General features: G+C 45.7%; 16 protein-coding genes, 3 tRNA genes, 1 other RNA gene and 1 other annotated feature. Of the genes, 14 read left to right on the forward strand and 6 right to left on the reverse strand.

What is annotated here, in order from left to right; all coding sequences use genetic code 11:
* The first annotated feature begins 296 nt into the window (after positions 1 to 296).
* Positions 297 to 1,760, forward strand: a complete 1,464-nt coding sequence (gene guaB / locus KNO85_RS14665; RefSeq protein ID WP_214697315.1) for an IMP dehydrogenase — start codon at positions 297 to 299, stop codon at positions 1,758 to 1,760.
* Between the two features lie 41 nt (positions 1,761 to 1,801).
* Here the strand turns inward: guaB and KNO85_RS14670 are convergent, their stop codons facing one another.
* The 3 genes from KNO85_RS14670 to pdxR form a co-directional block, all read right to left on the reverse strand.
* The gene (locus tag KNO85_RS14670; protein WP_214791264.1) at positions 1,802 to 5,224 is read right to left on the reverse strand and encodes an alpha-amylase family glycosyl hydrolase; all 3,423 of its coding nucleotides are present in this window, start codon (positions 5,222 to 5,224) and stop codon (positions 1,802 to 1,804) included.
* Between the two features lie 143 nt (positions 5,225 to 5,367).
* Entirely contained in the window at positions 5,368 to 5,988 is a 621-nt protein-coding gene (locus tag KNO85_RS14675) for a class A sortase (protein WP_214791265.1), read from the reverse strand.
* On the reverse strand, positions 5,985 to 7,388 hold the full coding sequence (pdxR, locus tag KNO85_RS14680; RefSeq protein WP_214791267.1) for a MocR-like pyridoxine biosynthesis transcription factor PdxR: 1,404 nt from the start codon (positions 7,386 to 7,388) through the stop codon (positions 5,985 to 5,987). The genes KNO85_RS14675 and pdxR overlap by 4 nt, the downstream gene beginning before the upstream one ends.
* A 288-nt stretch (positions 7,389 to 7,676) precedes the next feature.
* On the opposite strand from pdxR, the gene pdxS reads away from it, so the two are divergent.
* The 7 genes from pdxS (at position 7,677) to KNO85_RS14715 (ending at position 12,519) form a co-directional block, all read left to right on the forward strand.
* Positions 7,677 to 8,567, forward strand: coding sequence for a pyridoxal 5'-phosphate synthase lyase subunit PdxS (gene pdxS, locus KNO85_RS14685; protein WP_214791270.1), 891 nt, complete (start codon positions 7,677 to 7,679; stop codon positions 8,565 to 8,567).
* Between the two features lies 1 nt (position 8,568).
* Positions 8,569 to 9,147, forward strand: a complete 579-nt coding sequence (gene pdxT / locus KNO85_RS14690; RefSeq protein ID WP_214791271.1) for a pyridoxal 5'-phosphate synthase glutaminase subunit PdxT — start codon at positions 8,569 to 8,571, stop codon at positions 9,145 to 9,147.
* 85 nt (positions 9,148 to 9,232) lie between these two features.
* Entirely contained in the window at positions 9,233 to 10,480 is a 1,248-nt protein-coding gene (locus KNO85_RS14695) for a D-alanyl-D-alanine carboxypeptidase family protein (protein ID WP_214791273.1), read from the forward strand.
* Positions 10,481 to 10,498: 18 nt separating this feature from the next.
* Positions 10,499 to 10,708, forward strand: a binding site (T-box leader).
* Positions 10,709 to 10,759: 51 nt separating this feature from the next.
* Entirely contained in the window at positions 10,760 to 12,043 is a 1,284-nt protein-coding gene (serS, locus tag KNO85_RS14700; protein WP_214750034.1) for a serine--tRNA ligase, read from the forward strand.
* 138 nt (positions 12,044 to 12,181) lie between these two features.
* A tRNA-Ser gene (locus KNO85_RS14705) sits at positions 12,182 to 12,272 on the forward strand.
* Positions 12,273 to 12,309: 37 nt separating this feature from the next.
* Positions 12,310 to 12,400, forward strand: a tRNA-Ser gene (locus tag KNO85_RS14710).
* Between the two features lie 29 nt (positions 12,401 to 12,429).
* Positions 12,430 to 12,519, forward strand: a tRNA-Ser gene (locus KNO85_RS14715).
* A 120-nt stretch (positions 12,520 to 12,639) separates the two neighbouring features.
* Here KNO85_RS14715 and KNO85_RS14720 read toward each other — a convergent pair.
* Together KNO85_RS14720 and KNO85_RS14725 are read right to left on the reverse strand one after the other, a co-directional pair.
* Positions 12,640 to 13,311, reverse strand: a complete 672-nt coding sequence (locus tag KNO85_RS14720; protein ID WP_240542900.1) for a deoxynucleoside kinase — start codon at positions 13,309 to 13,311, stop codon at positions 12,640 to 12,642.
* Positions 13,308 to 13,943 (reverse strand): deoxynucleoside kinase, encoded by a 636-nt coding sequence (locus tag KNO85_RS14725; RefSeq protein ID WP_214791275.1) that lies wholly within the window; start codon positions 13,941 to 13,943, stop codon positions 13,308 to 13,310. Before KNO85_RS14725 ends, KNO85_RS14720 begins: the two co-directional genes overlap by 4 nt.
* 121 nt (positions 13,944 to 14,064) lie before the next feature.
* Between KNO85_RS14725 and tadA the strand changes: the two genes are divergently transcribed.
* The 6 genes from tadA (at position 14,065) to KNO85_RS14755 (ending at position 17,832) form a co-directional block, all read left to right on the forward strand.
* Positions 14,065 to 14,565, forward strand: coding sequence for a tRNA adenosine(34) deaminase TadA (gene tadA, locus KNO85_RS14730; RefSeq protein ID WP_214791277.1), 501 nt, complete (start codon positions 14,065 to 14,067; stop codon positions 14,563 to 14,565).
* 53 nt (positions 14,566 to 14,618) lie between these two features.
* Positions 14,619 to 14,886: signal recognition particle sRNA large type (gene ffs, locus KNO85_RS14735), an RNA gene on the forward strand.
* Positions 14,887 to 14,980: 94 nt separating this feature from the next.
* Positions 14,981 to 16,657, forward strand: a complete 1,677-nt coding sequence (dnaX, locus tag KNO85_RS14740; protein WP_214791279.1) for a DNA polymerase III subunit gamma/tau — start codon at positions 14,981 to 14,983, stop codon at positions 16,655 to 16,657.
* Positions 16,658 to 16,671: 14 nt separating this feature from the next.
* A complete protein-coding gene (locus tag KNO85_RS14745) occupies positions 16,672 to 16,989 on the forward strand; it encodes a YbaB/EbfC family nucleoid-associated protein (RefSeq protein WP_012727754.1) in 318 nt (105 codons plus the stop codon).
* Between the two features lie 22 nt (positions 16,990 to 17,011).
* Positions 17,012 to 17,611, forward strand: a complete 600-nt coding sequence (gene recR / locus KNO85_RS14750) for a recombination mediator RecR (protein ID WP_214791281.1) — start codon at positions 17,012 to 17,014, stop codon at positions 17,609 to 17,611.
* Positions 17,608 to 17,832, forward strand: coding sequence for a YaaL family protein (locus KNO85_RS14755; protein ID WP_214791283.1), 225 nt, complete (start codon positions 17,608 to 17,610; stop codon positions 17,830 to 17,832). Before recR ends, KNO85_RS14755 begins: the two co-directional genes overlap by 4 nt.
* A gap of 129 nt (positions 17,833 to 17,961) precedes the next feature.
* Here the strand turns inward: KNO85_RS14755 and KNO85_RS14760 are convergent.
* The coding region (locus tag KNO85_RS14760) for a hypothetical protein (protein WP_214791284.1) at positions 17,962 to 18,174 on the reverse strand (213 nt) is incomplete at its 5' end.

Consider the following 18,174-nt stretch of genomic DNA (forward strand, 5'->3'; position numbering starts at 1 on the left):
AAGTAGTTGGGGGATCTCCCCCTGTGAGGATAGGACGTTGCCAGGCAACAACGCAGAGGACGACCGAGCATAACGCTCGGTCGTTTTTTATGTTCGTTATGAAATCAAACTCCATATTAAGCACCCTATTCACATGAAATTCCGAACAATTCTCATCTTCTAGATAGGAACGAACACAATTCTGAACTTTCTGAACATCGGGAATTGAATTGCACTTTTGCGTTATACCTGTTACCATTACAGAAATATTTCGAAACAAAGATGTAGGTAGAACGAGAAAGGGGCCATCAATTTTTATGTGGGAAAATAAGTTTGCAAAAGAAGGTTTAACGTTTGATGATGTATTACTCGTACCGAGGTTCTCAAATGTTTTACCACGTGACGTTGATTTAAGCACAAAGCTCTGTGAAGGATTAGAATTGAATATCCCAATCATCAGTGCCGGCATGGATACCGTCACGGAAGCTCCGATGGCGATTGCTATGGCCCGTCAAGGCGGTTTAGGTGTCATTCATAAGAACATGTCTATGGAAATGCAAGCTGAACATGTCGATCGCGTTAAGCGCTCAGAGAATGGTGTCATCACAAATCCTTTCTATTTAACTCCAGATCGTCAAGTGTATGACGCTGAGTATTTAATGAGTAAGTATCGTATTTCTGGCGTTCCAATCGTCAACTCAGAAGAAGAGCGTAAATTGATTGGTATTTTGACGAATCGTGATCTTCGCTTCATCAAAGACTATTCAACCGTCATCAAGGATGTTATGACAACGGAAAACCTGATCACTGCAAAAGTAGGTACATCGCTTGAAGAAGCAGAGCGTATTCTACACCAACACCGCATTGAAAAACTTCCACTTGTCGATGAAGCTGGCGTATTGAAAGGCCTCATCACAACAAAAGATATCGAGAAGGTCGAACAGTTCCCGAACGCAGCAAAAGATAAGCAAGGTCGTCTTCTTGTAGCAGCTGCAGTCGGTGTGACAAAAGACGCGGCTTCACGTGCTCAAGTACTTGTAGAAGCAGGCGTAGATGCGTTGGTCATTGACACAGCACATGGACATTCGGCTGGTGTGCTTGAAAAAGTTCGTGAGTTGCGCGATACGTTCCCATCACTTCCAATCATCGCAGGTAACGTAGCGACTGCTGAAGCGACACGCGCTTTGATTGAAGCTGGAGCATCGGTTATCAAAGTCGGAATTGGACCAGGTTCAATTTGTACAACACGCGTCGTTGCAGGCGTTGGTGTTCCACAAATCACAGCGGTTTATGATTGTGTTACAGAAGCAAAAGAGCATGGTGTATCAGTCATCGCTGATGGTGGAATCAAGTACTCAGGTGATATTGTTAAAGCCATCGCTGCTGGAGCGAACGCTGTCATGCTTGGTAGCTTGCTTGCCGGCGTGAAAGAGAGCCCAGGCGAAATGGAAATTTACCAAGGTCGTCAATTCAAGACATACCGTGGTATGGGATCTGAAGCATCGATGAAGCGTGGAAGCCAAGACCGTTACTTCCAAGAAGCAGACAAAAAGTTCGTTCCAGAAGGAATCGAAGGACGTGTCGCATATCGTGGAGAACTTGCTGACACGGTCTATCAATTGATTGGTGGTCTTCGTTCAGGTATGGGATACTGTGGCGCTGCCGATATCCGTGCCCTTCGTGAAGACACGCAATTTATTCGGATGACAGGTGCGGGCCTTCAAGAAAGTCACCCACACGATGTCAACATTACAAAAGAAGCACCGAACTACTCACGCTAATGTAAAAAGCCGCCATCCTGTACACTCAGGATGGCGGTTATTTATTTGCGCTTCTCTACTAAAATCACAGTACCACCTTGATCTTGAGCAGGGAGTGAGACAGTGACTTTGCCATTCTTTTGAACGATGTATTGTTTACCGCTATATCGGTCAATCAATACGGTTTTCGCTTTATATGAAGTATTAAAGGAAACAGTTTGCGCTTTCTCTTTCGTATTTAATCCGACGAGAACCGATTGTTTTCCATAACTTCGTTTGAAGATTGAATAGCCAGCCTCAGAATTCGAAGCGATGGACGAACGTGTCCCTTTACTGAATACATGCGAATAGTCTGCACGGATATTCAAAAGTTTTTGATAGTGCGTATGCATCGATTTCCCTTCACCTTTGACTCGAGACCAGTCGAAGTCATAGCGATTTTCATTGAACTCGCCTTGATCCATATCGCCCGCATGCTTCCCAGATTGACCGACCTCTTCTCCGTAATAGATCACAGGCTGACCCTTCGCCGTGATTTGAAGAGAGGCTGCGACCATTTGCTTCCCAGTATCCCCGCCTGCCCGCGAGACAAGGAATCCGTCTTCATCATGGCTACTCAAGAATTGTCCGAGCGTCGCTTCGTTCGATAACTGCGTATTACGATATTGAAGTGCCTTTTCAACGTCTTCGATATTGCCATTCACGAATCGTTCAGCTTGATATTTAAAATCAAAGTCGAGCAAGGAATCCATTTGACCACTTCTTAAGTAGCCGCCTGTATTGTTGATACTCGCCCCGTAGTGCTCCCCAATCAATTTGAAATTCGGCTTGATTGCTGTTAATTCATTTTTAAAGGATTTCCACGTTGTGGAGTCCACGTGTTTGACCGTATCGACACGGAAGTAATCAATCGTGTTGCCTTTTTTCGTTTTCGATCGTTTGATCCAATCTGTCTGCCATTTCACCAATTGTTCCCGAACGGCAGCTTCTTCCGTCTTGAAGTCGGGAAGACCGGATAGCGACATTTTGAGATCGTCTCCGTCGACCGGATTTTCACGGATCATTCCATCAAATACTTGTCGTTCTGCATCCGTTGGGAAGTTTGTGACAGATGAGCTTGCCCCAGGTTCCATGCCATAGCCAGGATGGTTCAAGACGACGTCGACCATAATTTTCATTCCACGCTTATGCGCTTCATCAATCAGTTTATGGAACGCAGCCATATCCCCGAGATGTTCATCAAGTTTTTCAAAGTTCTTGGCCCAATATCCATGATATCCATACTGAGATCCGTCTTTTCCATATCGTAAATCCCAATCGATGTTATCCACAATTGGCGTGATCCAAATCGTATTGATCCCAAGATCATCTAAATAATCAAGTTTTTTCGTAACACCTGCAAAATCGCCGCCATGGTAAGATTCAGGATGATCTTTGTCATAGTACTCACGATTCGGGTTGTCATTGGATAAATCTCCGTTATAGAAACGGTCCGTGAGCATAAAATAGATGCGCGCCTCATCCCAATCAAACGCTTGTTTTTCCTTCATCGTTTTAGGGACGACACGAACCGTTGTTGTCGAGCGATGAACGTTTCCATATTGGTCGATTGCAGTGACGGAAAGCGTCTTATTTCCAGGTTTGACCGTATCTTTCACCGCGATGGTTTGGGCGTTTAACGCACGATCGATGTGTAACTTTTCAGGACCACCAAGTGGGCGTGCATCGATGTAGAGTTCTCGGAGTGTCACACCTTTCGGCAAGGACGGTTTTACTCGAACGACCGCATTTTCACGAGAGCTGATGGCTTTCGGACTGACAGAAGAAGTGAGTGTGACGGTCGGTTGACGATATTCGATTTGAGAAGCCTCGAAATAGGGGTCTTTCACTTCGACCGTGACGCCGTCCTTCGTGACGAGATACGTGTAGTCATGGATTCCTTCAGGTAAACGTATTGTATGGCGGAACCACTCGTTTTCTGGCTCATAAGTCATCGGATACGTCTCACCATTGATTTTGAGTGCGACCTGATCGATTTCGTCCATTTCTCCTGATTCGTAGAGCGCTACATCACGGTAGAAGAATTGAATTCCATCTGTACCGTATTCGGGACCACTGATTGTCGGAACTTGATGGAAGGCACCTTTTCCGCTTTCGACGACGACCTTCGTGACGCGGTCTTCTCCGAGCGTGACGTATCTGTCTTCTCCATAAGCATCCTTAACGGCCCAGTCCGTACCTTTTCGAATGACAAACCCGACTTTCGTGGCGTCTTGACCGACTGGGATACGGAAGATGGCCCCATCGTCAGTTATCCGGTATGGATCGACTTGTCCGTCTTTTTTTCCTGTGCTCCATGTCCATAAGTTCCAATCCGTATAGTCATGATCGGCACGGACATATTTCATTTCGATATAGCGTGTCGTTTCCCAAGGATCCGCGAGTTTTGTTGCTGTTTTGAAAGTAGTCGTCAATGCCGGGAGTGTCGTATTCGAAATCGTTCCGGTCACCGCACCTTCTGGAATGATGGCCGTATAGGATGTATTAAGAGCGAGAGCTTCTTTCGGTTGAAGTGTCACGCTCGTCCCGTTCGCCGTCACATCAACGGGGACACGCGTCTCCCCTTGTTGTAAGGTGACCGATGCCGAATCGAGACGGACGGGTTCATTAAATGTCCATGTGATTGGAGCAGACACATCCACATCAATTGATGATGAGGCCGGGGTCACGGACGCAACTTCAAGTTGGTCAATCGTCTCTACCCCATTTAAAGTGAATGGTGCACTATAAACAGATTGTGAGGATGGCGTGGCAGACACGTTCCAACTATTGGCTAATTGATTGGCCGCGTTGCTCGGAATCGTATCGAACGCCCCATGCTCTCCGGCGTTATTTCCACTCAATACAGTTAAGGCGCGGACTTGATCTCCATTGTTCAAGCCGAGTAACGAAAGAGGGATTTTTCCTTCGAATCCTTTTGTCCGATCGACTGCGAATGCCGCCCCGTTCAACTGATTCAATTGTAAAAGAGGTTTCTCTTGACCAGCCTGATAAAGAGCAGCCTCTTTTACGTTCTGATCACCATCGACTCGGACGAGAATATGGTACTGAGGTGCCTTGTCGACACCTTTAAAATCAAATGGATACCCGAGTGGATTAGTAGATACACCAGAATCTTCATCATTGATTTGGAGCGCAATATTTATGTATTGCCCGTTATCTCCCCAGTTCGGGACATTGTTCGCATCTACGTAGAAATATAGGTGTTGCGCATCATTGTTTATGTATAAATCACCGACATCGAACCCTTGCCATCCAGCAGTGGGAGAACTCGCGAGGGCGGGAATATTAGCCCAATCTGTTTTTACCCCATCAATTGTGATGGCAGTCGGTTCAGCTAATGCGTTCATCGGAACCCCGGCTTGAATGAGCAATGCACCGGACAGGAATAAAGTCGAAGCCTGACGAGCAGTTTTTTTCTTCATGAGACACCTCTTTTGTTTGAGTTAAATTGCACAATTTTATGCAAACGTTTTCAAAAATAGTTTAGCGGAAGTTGTAAGCGCTAACAATATGTTTTTGAAAAAACAATAAATAACCGCGTCTCCTGTTGGTTGAGGAGATGCGGTTATGATTCAGTAGTGACGAGTGAACCTTTGACGATGAGTCGCTCCGTCGTATCGAACGTACAAGTGATTAATGTAAGGGTAGGAGTAGCTGTTTCATCCAATACATCAACTTGTTCAGGAGAGACGGTTTCAAGCGATGTCACGATGTATTCGTAAGTGTGTGCAGCATTTCGAAGATAGATTTTCATACCAACATCGACTTTATGGAGCGGACCGAATAGAGCGTCCGCATGTTGTAAATAATGACCGGCTAGTGCGTAATTGCCTTTTCCCATTTGTTGATCGGGATGCATGGTTCCCGCTCCGACAGCGAGACTCTCATCATCTAATCCTTTTATGACTGGGAGCTCCAGTGAAACATCTGGAATGGAAATGACACCGATTGTTGGTAAATGATGAAAACGATTGCGCGCTTGTAAGACGTCCGCTAAGGAAAGAGGAGTGACCGAGGCGAAATTATAACTCGCTTCAACCTCAATCTCGTCTTGTAGTTCCATATGTTCAATGACATATTCACTGGTTGAGCTAGCGATATTCTCTTTCCAAATCGAACTCGTTAAAAAGAAAAGGCCACTGCCGATTAAAAGGATTCCGATGATCCATCGAAGATGTCGCTTCATGTAATCGCTCCTCTCGGAATTGCCCATGCGTTCATCAACTGATCAATCACGTTCGGTAAAGATGATTCGGGTAAGTGCGCAAAACCAAACAAAAATTGTTTATGCGAGTCCGGATGTACGATGCGATAGTCGTTCATCGATTTTATGGCGATGCCGAAAGATTCAGCCGACTGCTTCAACTCTTGCTCTGTTCGGTCTGTGACGACGGTCAATACAACATGCAATCCGGCACTTGCACCTGTCACGATGACAGTCGGTTCGAACGGACGGAAGGTAGTGAGCACGATTTCTAACTTACGGCGATAGATTTTTCGCATCCGATTCAAATGTTTTTCAAAATCACCGCTCGACATGAACAGCGCCAACGTATGTTGCTCAAATCGAGGGACGCTACACGTAAAATAATGATGCCGCTCACGGTAACGATTCAGAAGAGGCGTCGGTAACACCATATACCCGATACGAAGAGAAGGCATGAGTGATTTTGAAAACGTACTGATATAAATGACACGTTCGTTCGGGTCCATGCTTTGAAGAGATGGGATGGGTTTACCACTATAGCGGAACTCGCTGTCATAATCGTCCTCTATGATATACGTTTGGTGAACGAGCGCCCAATTCAACAGACGTTGGCGTCGACTGACGGATAAGACAGTCCCTGTCGGAAATTGATGGGCAGGTGTCACGTATAGCGCATCAATGGCATGACGTTCAAGCTCACTTACACAAACCCCACTGTCGTCTACCGGAATCGGGATGGAGGTGCGCCCTTGTTGCTCGAATAAAAGACGCGTGAGTGGATAACCGGGATCTTCAATTCCAAACACCGAGGCATCGGGTAATAAATCTAATAGTTGTGGCAATAGTTGTTCGGTCCCTGACCCGACGATAATCTGTTCAGGTGAGCACTGAACGCCTCGCGAATGATAGAGATAGGTCGCAATTTCCTGACGTAATTCAAGATCCCCTTGAACGGGGCCTAACGCGAGCAACTCATGATGAACCTCATCGACGACGTTTTTAATATGTCGTTTCCAACGTTCAAACGGAAAAGCCGTTGTATCGATTTGGCTTGGCGACACATCGTACGTATACGTCTTTTTAGGTGGTGATGGTGTGATGGTGCTACTTGATCGCCGGACGTATAGTTCCTCTTGCGGCAACACATAAAACCCCTTCCGAGGAATGGATTCGATATATCCTTCGGCGAGTAACTGAGCATAGGCGAATTCGACCGTCGTCTGAGATACATCTAGAAATTGGGAGAGTTTACGCTTCGAAGGTAGCTTGGTACCTGTTTTTAGCGTGTCGTCGACGATGGCTTCGCGAATATGTTTATACAATTGCTCATATAGTGGGATGGACGAATCTTGTTCAAGTGAAAAAGTAAGCATATCCATGAGATGACGTTCCTTTCTTTACGAACCGAAAAAGAAGTACAAGAGAAAGCCGATGATAATCAAGAATGAGACAATTCCAGGTGTACCAAATGAGGCGCGATTGCCTCCTTCAAACGGGTCACGGTCTAACATACTGATTCCTCCTTCATACTTAAACACGTTCGTGATAGTGGCAATAAAGTCCTTTTATCTAAACTGACCACTTTAAAAAATAAGAATCTGGCACTTTTAATATAGTCAATCCGGCTTATACTAGCAAGTAGAACATGAACCAATGGAGGGATTTCAATGGAAAAGAGACAAGTGGGAACAGATAAAGTAAAACGAGGGATGGCAGAAATGCAAAAAGGTGGCGTCATCATGGACGTCATCAACGCAGAACAGGCAAAAATCGCTGAAGCTGCCGGTGCGGTTGCTGTCATGGCGCTTGAACGTGTACCTTCGGATATCCGCAAAATGGGCGGTGTTGCCCGTATGGCCGATCCAACAATCATTGAAGATGTCATGGGGGCAGTATCTGTTCCGGTTATGGCGAAATGCCGTATCGGTCATATCGCTGAAGCTCGTGTCCTTGAGTCGATGGGGGTCGACTTTATCGATGAGAGTGAAGTATTGACGCCAGCAGATGAAGAGTTCCATTTGTACAAACGCGACTATACAGCGCCGTTCGTATGTGGAGCGCGTGACCTTGGTGAAGCTTCACGTCGAATCGGCGAAGGCGCAGCAATGATTCGTACAAAAGGTGAGCCAGGAACGGGGAACATCGTGGAAGCGGTTCGTCACATGCGTACAGTACAAGCACAAGTGAAGCGTCTCTTGTCGATGAGCGTAGATGAAGTTATGACAGAGGCTCGTGACCTTGGAGCACCATTTGAAGTGCTTATGCAAATCCGTGAAGCAGGCCGTCTTCCAGTCGTTAACTTTGCAGCAGGTGGAATCGCAACACCAGCGGATGCAGCCTTGATGATGCACCTCGGAGCAGACGGCGTCTTTGTCGGATCTGGAATTTTCAAAGCGGAGAACCCAGAAAAATTCGCACGTGCCATCGTTGAAGCAACAACATACCACGACGACTATGAGCGGATTGCCCACCTTTCAAAAGGATTGGGTGAGGCGATGAAAGGACTCGACGTCCGTACGCTCAAAGACGAAGAGCTCATGGCGCCACGAGGCTGGTAAGATGGTGACGATTGGCGTATTAGGGATGCAGGGCGCGATTCGTGAGCATGTTCGTATGCTTGAAGCGCTCGGTGCGCAGACGGTTGTCGTCCGCTCGTTAGAAGACTTGAAAGCGATCGATGGATTAGTGTTACCAGGTGGAGAAAGTACCGCGATGCGACGCCTACTCGACCGCTATGAGTTACTTGAGCCACTTCGTGACATGGAGACGTTACCGATGTTCGGCACATGTGCTGGTATGATTCTTCTCGCAAATGAAGTCGAAGGCTATGATGCTCACTTAAAGAAAATTCCGATGACGGTAAAACGCAATGCATTCGGACGTCAGGTCGACAGTTTTGAAGTTGATCTTCCGGTAAAAGGAATCGAGGAGCCAGTCGAAGCGGTCTTTATTCGTGCCCCACAAGTGGCGCGAGTCGAACCGGAAGTGGACGTGCTCGCTGAAGTCGAGGAAGCGATTGTAGCAGTTCGTTACAACCAGTACCTGGCTTGTTCGTTCCATCCAGAGTTGACGGAAGATCTATCATTGCATCGCTATTTTATCGAGATGGTCAAAGAAAATCAGAAGCAATATGCATAAGTTTGGGGGACCTCATAAAAAGGGGGTCCTTCAAACTTATTTTTTGTTACACTGAACAAAGAAGCGTACAGAAAGGGGAAACTATGTGAAGGCTCGCTATTTAATCATGTTGTTTATTGCCATATTGCTTGTACAAGTAATCGTACCTTCAGTCGCCTCTGCGGCCGCACCGAAAGTTGACGCGGCGAGCGCAATGCTTGTAGACGTGACGACAGGACAGGTTCTGTTTACGAAACAAGAAGATGCCATGCTTCAGCCCGCTTCAATCACGAAATTAATGACGGCATTTTTGACGCGTGAGGCGATCGAGGAAGGAAAGCTCAGTTGGAATCAAGAGATTACACCGAGCGATGCTGCATTGGCATTGACGAGAAAACCGGGATTGGCACGAATCCCGCTATTGAATAAACCGTATACCGTCAAAGAGTTATACGATGCAGCGTTAATTCGTTCGGCGAACGAAGCGGCTGTGACGCTGGGGGAAGCAGTGTCTGGTTCAGAGGAGGCGTTCGTCAAAGAAATGAATCGCCGGGCCGATGAACTAGGAATGACACAAACGACGTTTGCGAATGCATCGGGACTTGATTCTGTATCAGCCGGTCTACCAGGAGACAATTTGACGTCGGCTAACGATTTAATGAAATTGGCGATTGCATATTTGACGACTTATCCGGAAGTACTCGACGTGACAAAACGGGCATATGTGGATGTCGACGGTGTTCGCTTTGATGCGACGAACCGGATGCTCGCCGATCGTGACCTTGCCTATCCAGGGATGCTCGGTTTCAAGACCGGAACAACGAATGAAGCAGGCTATTGCTTTGTCGGTGTGTCCACACGGGATGGTCGCACTGTGTTATCGGTCGTTCTTGGTGCACCATCTGATGAGGGACGCTATGCAGCGACGAAAGCATTACATGACTATGCGTATGCGGATTTCGTCATGACACCAATCTTACGGACAGGTGAAACGATTTCGAAAACGGCGAAAGTTTCTCAAGGTGAAACAGAACAAGTTGCTGTACGGACGACGAATGACTTTGAAGTGTTGGTCGAAAAAGGGAAGCCTGTCCCGGAGCCGCAAGTTGAACTGCTCGAATTAGAGGCTCCAATCAAGGTCGATACACAGGCGGGCGTAGTCACGATCGATTCTTCCGATCAAGTTCGTTACTTAGAAGGAGAGACTCCCCCGAAGACGATGCTTGTCACGGCAGAGTCGGTTGATACGGCTTCGTTCTTGACGAGAATGACGCGAGCGTTCTTTGAATTCCTCGATCAAATCCGATTAGCACTTGGAAAAATCAGTCTTGTCGAACAAGTTCAGATGTTGTAAAGTAAGATTAATTCAATGACAGATGCGATGATGAGAATAAGTACGTTACGTACGTCTACTGACAGAGAGCTAGTGGTTGGTGCAAACTAGTGAGATGGCGTAACCGAATCGGCCTCGGAGCATTGACTTGGAAACAGGTCACGTTTGGCACACGTTACGTGCATCGAGTGGCTCAAGCATTTGGGCAACGAGGGTGGCAACGCGGATCCAAGGTGGTTCGTCCCTTTCCTACGGGAAAGGGACGTGCCGCCTTTTTTATATGAAAAAGGAGGAACAGCAATGTTAGACATTAAACGTTTACGACAAGATTTTGAAGGAATCAAAGAAAAGTTAGCTTACCGTGGAGAAGATTTGAGTGCACTTGACCGCTTCCCGCAGTTAGAGGAAAAGCGTCGTGACTTAATTAACGAAGTGGAAGTAAAGAAAGCAAAACGCAATGAAGCGACGAAACAAATCGCTGAATTAAAACGGAACAAACAGGATGCGGAAGGTCCGATTTTGGAAACACGCCGTCTTGGGGATGAAATCAAATTGCTAGATGAAGAGTTACGAGAAGTAGAGGCTGAACTCAACTTGATCTTGCTCAGCATTCCGAACATCCCACACGAATCAACTCCAATCGGCGAGACGGAGGATGATAACGTGACGATTCGCGAAATCGGAACAAAGCCTGATTTTGACTTCGAGCCGAAGCAACATTGGGACGTGATGGAAGACCTTAAAATCGTCGATGTGGAACGAGCAGGGAAAGTAACGGGTAGCCGCTTTGTTTTCTATAAAGGGTTAGGTGCCCGCTTAGAACGTGCACTCATCAACTTTATGATGGACCTTCATTCAGACGAGCATGGTTACTCAGAAGTATTGCCGCCGTACATGGTCAATCGTGATTCGATGATTGGAACAGGTCAACTTCCTAAATTTGAAGAAGATGCGTTTAAAGTAGCGGACACAAACTACTTCCTCGTTCCGACAGCTGAAGTGCCAGTCACAAACATGCACCGTGAAGAAATCATTCCGGAAACGCAGCTTCCAATCACGTATACAGCTTATAGCGCCAACTTCCGTTCTGAAGCTGGTTCAGCGGGTCGTGATACGCGTGGCTTGATTCGCCAGCACCAATTCAATAAAGTTGAGCTCGTCCGCTTCGTGAAACCAGAAGAGTCATATGAACAATTGGAATTGTTGACAGGTCATGCTGAAGAAGTATTAAAACGTCTCGGACTTCCGTACCAAGTACTCAGCATGTGTACGGCAGACCTTGGATTCACAGCTGCTAAAAAATATGATATCGAAGTGTGGATGCCAGCACAAGGAATGTATCGTGAGATTTCTTCTTGCTCTAACTTTGAAGATTTCCAAGCGCGTCGTGCTGGAATTCGCTTCCGTCGTGATGCCAATGCAAAACCAGAGTTTGTCCACACATTGAACGGGTCAGGATTGGCAGTCGGTCGAACAGTTGCAGCGATTTTGGAAAACTACCAACAAGCAGACGGATCAGTCGTCATCCCAGAAGTGCTTCGCCCTTATATGGGTGGGAAAGAAAAGATTGAAATGCCGAACTAAACGCTTGAGCAGCCTCGATTTTGGGGCTGCTTAATTTTTTTAATGTTTTTTCACAAAAGGGTTTGACATCTGTCTCTTCACTTGGTACTATAAATCATGTCGAGCGACACTGTTGCTCACGAATTGTATATGAGCTTTGGAGGTGTACCCAAGTGGTTTAAGGGAACGGTCTTGAAAACCGTCAGGGGTGTAACAGCCTGCGTGGGTTCGAATCCCACCACCTCCTCCATTTCTTTTTTGGAGGCTCACACAATTTTATATCTTTTGGAGGTGTACCCAAGTGGTTTAAGGGAACGGTCTTGAAAACCGTCAGGGGTGTAATAGCCTGCGTGGGTTCGAATCCCACCACCTCCTCCACTTTCTTTTTTTTACACTTTTTTAGGCCTGGAGTTGTACCCAAGTCCGGCTGAAGGGGACGGACTCGAAATCCGTTAGGAGTCGCAAGGCTCGCGTGGGTTCGAATCCCACCAACTCCGCTTTCAATCGGGCATCTGCAGAGGCAGATGCATTTTTTGTATCCACAGACATCATCGCTGTGGATTTTTTTATGTATAAAAAGAAGGATTACGCTTTTCATGGCGTAATCCTTCTTTCGATTATCTAACTTTTGCTTCGCGAGCAACCGTCAGTTGCTTTTCAATTTTTTCAAGGATGAGTTCGACTGAATCAGGGTCATTGATGAGGTCGTAGTCTTCGATTGAAAGGCGTAGTACTGGGCACAGATTAAAGTTGTTAATCCATTCTGTATAGCGCTCGTACATCTCTTCCCAATATGCAATCGGTGTTTGTTGCTCCATCTCGCGACCGCGCATCTGGATGCGTTCAAGGACTTGTTCGAACGAACCTTCAAGGTAGATCAATAAATCTGGGTGTGGGAAGAATGGTGTTAACACCATAGCCTCGAACAAACTTGAATACGTTTCGTAGTCTGTTGGTGACATCGTCCCTTTTTCGTAATGCATTTTTGCGAAGATACCTGTATCTTCATAGATTGAACGGTCTTGAATGAAGCCGCCACCGTATTGGAAGATTTTCTTTTGTTCTTTGAAACGTTCAGCCAAGAAGTAAATTTGAAGATGGAAACTCCAACGCTCGAAATCATGATAGAATTTATCGAGGTAAGGGTTCGTATCTACTTTCTCTAAAGACGTTCGGAAGTTCAATGCATCGGCTAACGAATTGGTGATCGTTGATTTCCCGATTCCAACCATTCCACCGATTGTAATGATTGTATCGTTCGGGATGTTATATTTATCAATCAGCTTCATTTTAATTGTGCTCCTTTAGTCAATTCTAATTCACGTTCAATTGTCTTTAAGACATGTGTCAAATCGTTTGGGTTGTGTACGAAGTCGAGTTCATCCCCACTGAATGAGAGGATTTTCACTTCTGGATGGGTCGCGCGATACGACTCTACGAATGTCTCATAATCGTGAGCGAGTTGTTCGAGATAATCACGGGACATATTTTCTTCCACTTCACGTCCACGCAAGGCGACTCGTTTCATCAATGTCTCAATGCTGGCGTGTAAGTAAATGACGACATCAGGTTTCGGCATATCATGTGTCAAAATCTTATAAATCTGCTCGTATTTGTTGAGATGTGCCGGTTTCAATGAACGATGAGCAAAAATCAAGTTTTTGAAAATATGATAGTCCGAAACGACGGATTGCTGTTGACTCAAGTGGTGTTTATGAATATCATCCAACTGCTTGAATCGATTGCATAAGAAGAACATTTCCGTTTGGAAACTCCATTCTTCGATATCTTCATAAAACTTGCCGAGAAATGGGTTCTCTTCTACAATTTCATTCAGCATCTGCATCGAGAAATGCTGACTGATGATATGGGCCAGTGATGTTTTCCCGACACCAATCGGTCCTTCTACCGTTATAAACATATGATGTCATCCTCCATTATCCAAAGTGCAAGTTCCATTCTAGCATACAATGCCAGGGATATGGCGAGGGATTTGATTTTCATTTTTTTTCATAGTGTTAAATAAGAAATGAGGTGAATGGATGGAACGTGATGAGCGATTTATGCAGTTAGCCATCGAAGAAGCGAAGAAAGCAGAAGCTATTGGTGAGGTACCGATTGGCTGTGTGATTGTAAAGGGAGATGAGGTGATTGCGACCGGTCATAACCGTCGTGAAACAAATCGCTTAGCTGCTGCTCATGCTGAGATGATTGCGATTGAAGCGGCAAACGAAGCATTAAGGAATTGGCGATTAGAAGATTGTGAGTTATACGTCACACTCGAACCTTGTCCGATGTGTGCAGGAGCCATTGTGTTATCTCGAGTGAAGCGGGTGATCTTCGGTGCGCATGATCCGAAAGGTGGTTGTTGTGGCACGCTGATGAATTTAGTACAGGATGAACGATTCAATCATCAGGCCGACGTGACAGAGAATGTTTTAGCAGAAGAATGTGGGCAGCTTCTGACTGATTTCTTCCGAGCGCTTAGAGAAAGGAAGAAACAAGAACGACTTCATCAGAGAGGTTGCAACCCAATCGATTAAACAGTATAATGTAATAGCACTCGAGATAGTGCATAATTTCATTTACCCATTTGCCGTGCTAGGTGGGGAGGTAGCGGTGCCCTGTCACTCGCAATCCGCTGTAGCGAGACTGAATCCCGATTCGAGGGAGTGCGCTGGTGTGGTCTGCCTTATGTAAGTGGCGTTGACGTCTGAGTCCTGCGCAACGGTCACCCATGAACCAGGTCAGGTCCGGAAGGAAGCAGCCTTAAGTGGTGACGTACCGTGTGCCGCAGGGGTGCTTGGACTGAGCAAACTGCATGAGTAACGCATGTTGACGTGCTTTCAGAAATCGGTGCGCGGCAGATTTATTTTATAACTTCAATCTATGGCCCCAGGGCTGTAGATTTTTTTGTATGATGAGATAGAGAAGAAAAGTGGGGAAGGAGGCGAACTCATGGCGTATCAAGCATTATATCGGGTATACAGACCTCAGTCATTTCAAGAGGTCGTCGGTCAAGTTCATATCACACGTACGATTCAAAATGCTCTACTAGAGGAGCGGATGTCACACGCATATCTGTTTTCAGGTCCGCGCGGGACAGGGAAGACGAGTTTGGCGAAAATCATTGCCAAGGCAATAAACTGTGAAAGTGCACCGACACGTGAACCGTGTAATACCTGTCCGACGTGTATCGCCATCACGGAAGGTACGAGTCCAGACGTGTTCGAAATCGATGCAGCATCAAACAACGGAGTTGACGAAATTCGAGAAATTCGAGACAAGGTTAAATATCCACCGTCTCAAGGTCGTTACAAAGTATATATCATTGATGAAGTGCATATGTTGTCAACAGGCGCTTTCAATGCATTGTTGAAGACGCTCGAAGAGCCGCCAGCACATGCGATTTTTATTTTGGCAACGACAGAACCGCATAAAATTCCGGCAACAATCATTTCTCGGTGTCAGCGCTTTGACGTTAAACGACATGAAGTGAGTCAATTGCAGACCCGTATGGCATATATTTTAAATGATCAAGACCATGACTATGATCCAGAAGCGTTGAAATTAATCGCGCGGGCTGCTGATGGTGGAATGCGAGATGCCCTTAGCTTACTTGATCAGGCATTGGCATTTAGTGATGGTCGCCTGACGGAAGAGGCGGTTTTAGAAGTAACAGGTGCTGTAACGGATGAAACATTGCTTGAAATGGCATATGGTCTACAGAAAAAAGAGTTAAATGCGATTTTGAGTACACTTGAAATGATGCTACGCGAAGGGAAAGACTTAAAACGATTCATTGAAGATTTGGTGTTCGTCCATCGGGATGCACTACTTTTAAAAGCATCTCCGCAAGCTGCTGACTTATTAGAACGCGCTCGTCCAACCGATGAATTCCGTCAGTTTGTCGAAGCGACCTCGACGGACGAATTGTTCCAAGTGATTGAAGAGCTTAATGATTGCCAGCAACAGATGAGGTTATCGAATCATCCCAAAGTGTTGGTAGAATTGACATTCATTCGAATTGCGGAACAAGGTCGGACGATTAGTGAACAGATGACACAGCTGCAAGATCAAGTGCGTGAATTGAGCCGCGAATTGAATGAAGTGAAGAAAAATGGTGTGTCTGTGACAGGCGTGGAAGTAGAAAAGCCGAAGCCTGCTCCGAAGCGTACTCAAATCCGAGTACCGAAAGAACGGATTCGCCAACTGCTTCAGCGGGCTGAGCGACAGCACTTGAATGCGATTCGCGATAGTTGGGGCGACATCATGACGAACATCCGAATACAGGATGGTCCAATTTTTGCACTCTTCTATGAAAGTGAGGCTGTCCTTTGTGCAAGTGACACCTTACTGGTACAATTTAAAGATGGAATGACATGGCACTATGAACAAGTAAGTTCGAATGGTCGTACGCGTGATGTGATCGAACAGGCGTTGTTTGAAGTTACGGGAATTCGTCGTGAAATCATGGCGGTGCTTGAAACGGATTGGAATGAATTGAAAAATGAGTTCATCCTTCAAAAACAAGCAGAGCGGACAGAACAAGTCGAAGAGCCGGAAACTGAGGACCCGTTGGTTGCACAGGCGATGGAACGTTTTGGCGATGTCGTTGAAATCGAAGAAACATAAGGGAGGCGCTCTGAATGCGTGGAATGGGAAATATGAATAACATGATGAAACAGATGCAAAAAATGCAAAAAGACATGGCGAAAGCTCAAGAAGAATTGAAAGAGCTATCGGTAGAAGGTACTGCGGGAGGCGGCATGGTAAAAGTTGTCGTCAGCGGTCATAAAGAAGTCTTAGATGTCATTATTGCAGAAGATGTCGTCGACCCCGACGATGTAGATATGTTACAAGATCTTGTCTTAGCAGCGATCAATGATGCGATGAAGCAAGCTGATCAGCTTGTAAATGATAAAATGGGACGTTTCACACAAGGGATGAATCTCCCAGGCTTTTAAGTAAAGAAAGGATCGATGCGAGTTGCAATACCCTGAAGCCATTGGACGATTGATTGAGAGTTTTACGAAGCTACCTGGAATCGGCCCAAAAACTGCAGTGCGTTTGGCTTTCCATGTACTAGATATGGAAGAAGACGATGTTTTAACGTTTGCGAAGGCTCTCGTCAGTGCGAAACGGGACATCAAATATTGTACCGTGTGCGGTCATATTACAGATATTGATCCATGTGCTATCTGTAAAGACTCACATCGGGATGAAACGGTAGTTTGTGTGGTCCAAGATTCAAGAGACGTGATTGCCATGGAGAAAATGAGAGAGTACCGAGGGAAATATCATGTTCTTCATGGGGCTATTAGTCCAATGGAGGGGATTGGTCCGGAGGATATCAACGTTTCAAGCTTGCTGACACGTTTACAAGAGAATGAAGCGATTCAAGAAGTGATTTTAGCAACGAATCCTAATATTGAAGGAGAAGCGACTTCAATGTATTTATCACGTCTGCTTAAGCCAACAGGAATTCGCGTAACGCGTCTCGCGCATGGGCTACCGGTCGGTGGGGATTTGGAGTATGCGGACGAAGTGACCTTGTCTCGAGCGATGGAAGGTAGAAGAGAGTTATGAAGTGGTTTCGTAAGTCGTTAAAAGATGATTATGATCAACGACTACTTAATGAGTTGATGGAAGCGAAATCTAAGTTTGAGTCAAAACGCCGTATGCTTGAAGTTAGCATCGAAGATACGGGGGAATTAGCGGCTCAAGTAAAGCAGGCAGAGGCTCTCTACTTCTTCTATTTAAAAGAGGCAAAAAAACGAAATGTATCTTTATCGTCTCTACGTTCATAAGGCGAAGCCGTTGGCTCGCCTTCTTTTATTTTTAGCCGTATATAATGAAGAGAAAATTGAGGCGCGAACAGTACGAGCATAGATAGATAAATTTCTTTAAACTTTTTTATAAAAAGGGTTGCGCGGTTATTATTTTACTGATATATTAATAGACGTCGCCGAGATAAGCGACAAACAAAATAAAAAATATTTTAAAAAGTGATTGACCTTTTGTTCTTCACTTGGTAAGATATTTAAGTCGCCAAGAGCGGCAGACGAACTTTGAAAACTGAACGATGAGGCAAAAAAAAGTTTTACAATTTTTGAATGAAGCGCAAGCTTCGTCAATTTAAGAGCTATATC

The organism is Exiguobacterium sp. s124, from assembly GCF_018617485.1.
Classification (GTDB): domain Bacteria; phylum Bacillota; class Bacilli; order Exiguobacteriales; family Exiguobacteriaceae; genus Exiguobacterium; species Exiguobacterium aestuarii.

Bases quoted from the DNA above. Each gene is read 5' to 3' on its own strand.
- guaB (WP_214697315.1), top strand. From the start codon at position 297: ATGTGGGAAAATAAGTTTGCAAAAGAAGGTTTAACGTTTGATGATGTA.
- KNO85_RS14670 (WP_214791264.1), bottom strand. From the start codon at position 5,224: ATGAAGAAAAAAACTGCTCGTCAGGCTTCGACTTTATTCCTGTCCGGT.
- KNO85_RS14675 (WP_214791265.1), bottom strand. From the start codon at position 5,988: ATGAAGCGACATCTTCGATGGATCATCGGAATCCTTTTAATCGGCAGT.
- pdxR (WP_214791267.1), bottom strand. From the start codon at position 7,388: ATGGATATGCTTACTTTTTCACTTGAACAAGATTCGTCCATCCCACTA.
- pdxS (WP_214791270.1), top strand. From the start codon at position 7,677: ATGGAAAAGAGACAAGTGGGAACAGATAAAGTAAAACGAGGGATGGCA.
- pdxT (WP_214791271.1), top strand. From the start codon at position 8,569: ATGGTGACGATTGGCGTATTAGGGATGCAGGGCGCGATTCGTGAGCAT.
- serS (WP_214750034.1), top strand. From the start codon at position 10,760: ATGTTAGACATTAAACGTTTACGACAAGATTTTGAAGGAATCAAAGAA.
- KNO85_RS14720 (WP_240542900.1), bottom strand. From the start codon at position 13,311: ATGAAGCTGATTGATAAATATAACATCCCGAACGATACAATCATTACA.
- KNO85_RS14725 (WP_214791275.1), bottom strand. From the start codon at position 13,943: ATGTTTATAACGGTAGAAGGACCGATTGGTGTCGGGAAAACATCACTG.
- tadA (WP_214791277.1), top strand. From the start codon at position 14,065: ATGGAACGTGATGAGCGATTTATGCAGTTAGCCATCGAAGAAGCGAAG.
- dnaX (WP_214791279.1), top strand. From the start codon at position 14,981: ATGGCGTATCAAGCATTATATCGGGTATACAGACCTCAGTCATTTCAA.
- KNO85_RS14745 (WP_012727754.1), top strand. From the start codon at position 16,672: ATGCGTGGAATGGGAAATATGAATAACATGATGAAACAGATGCAAAAA.
- KNO85_RS14755 (WP_214791283.1), top strand. From the start codon at position 17,608: ATGAAGTGGTTTCGTAAGTCGTTAAAAGATGATTATGATCAACGACTA.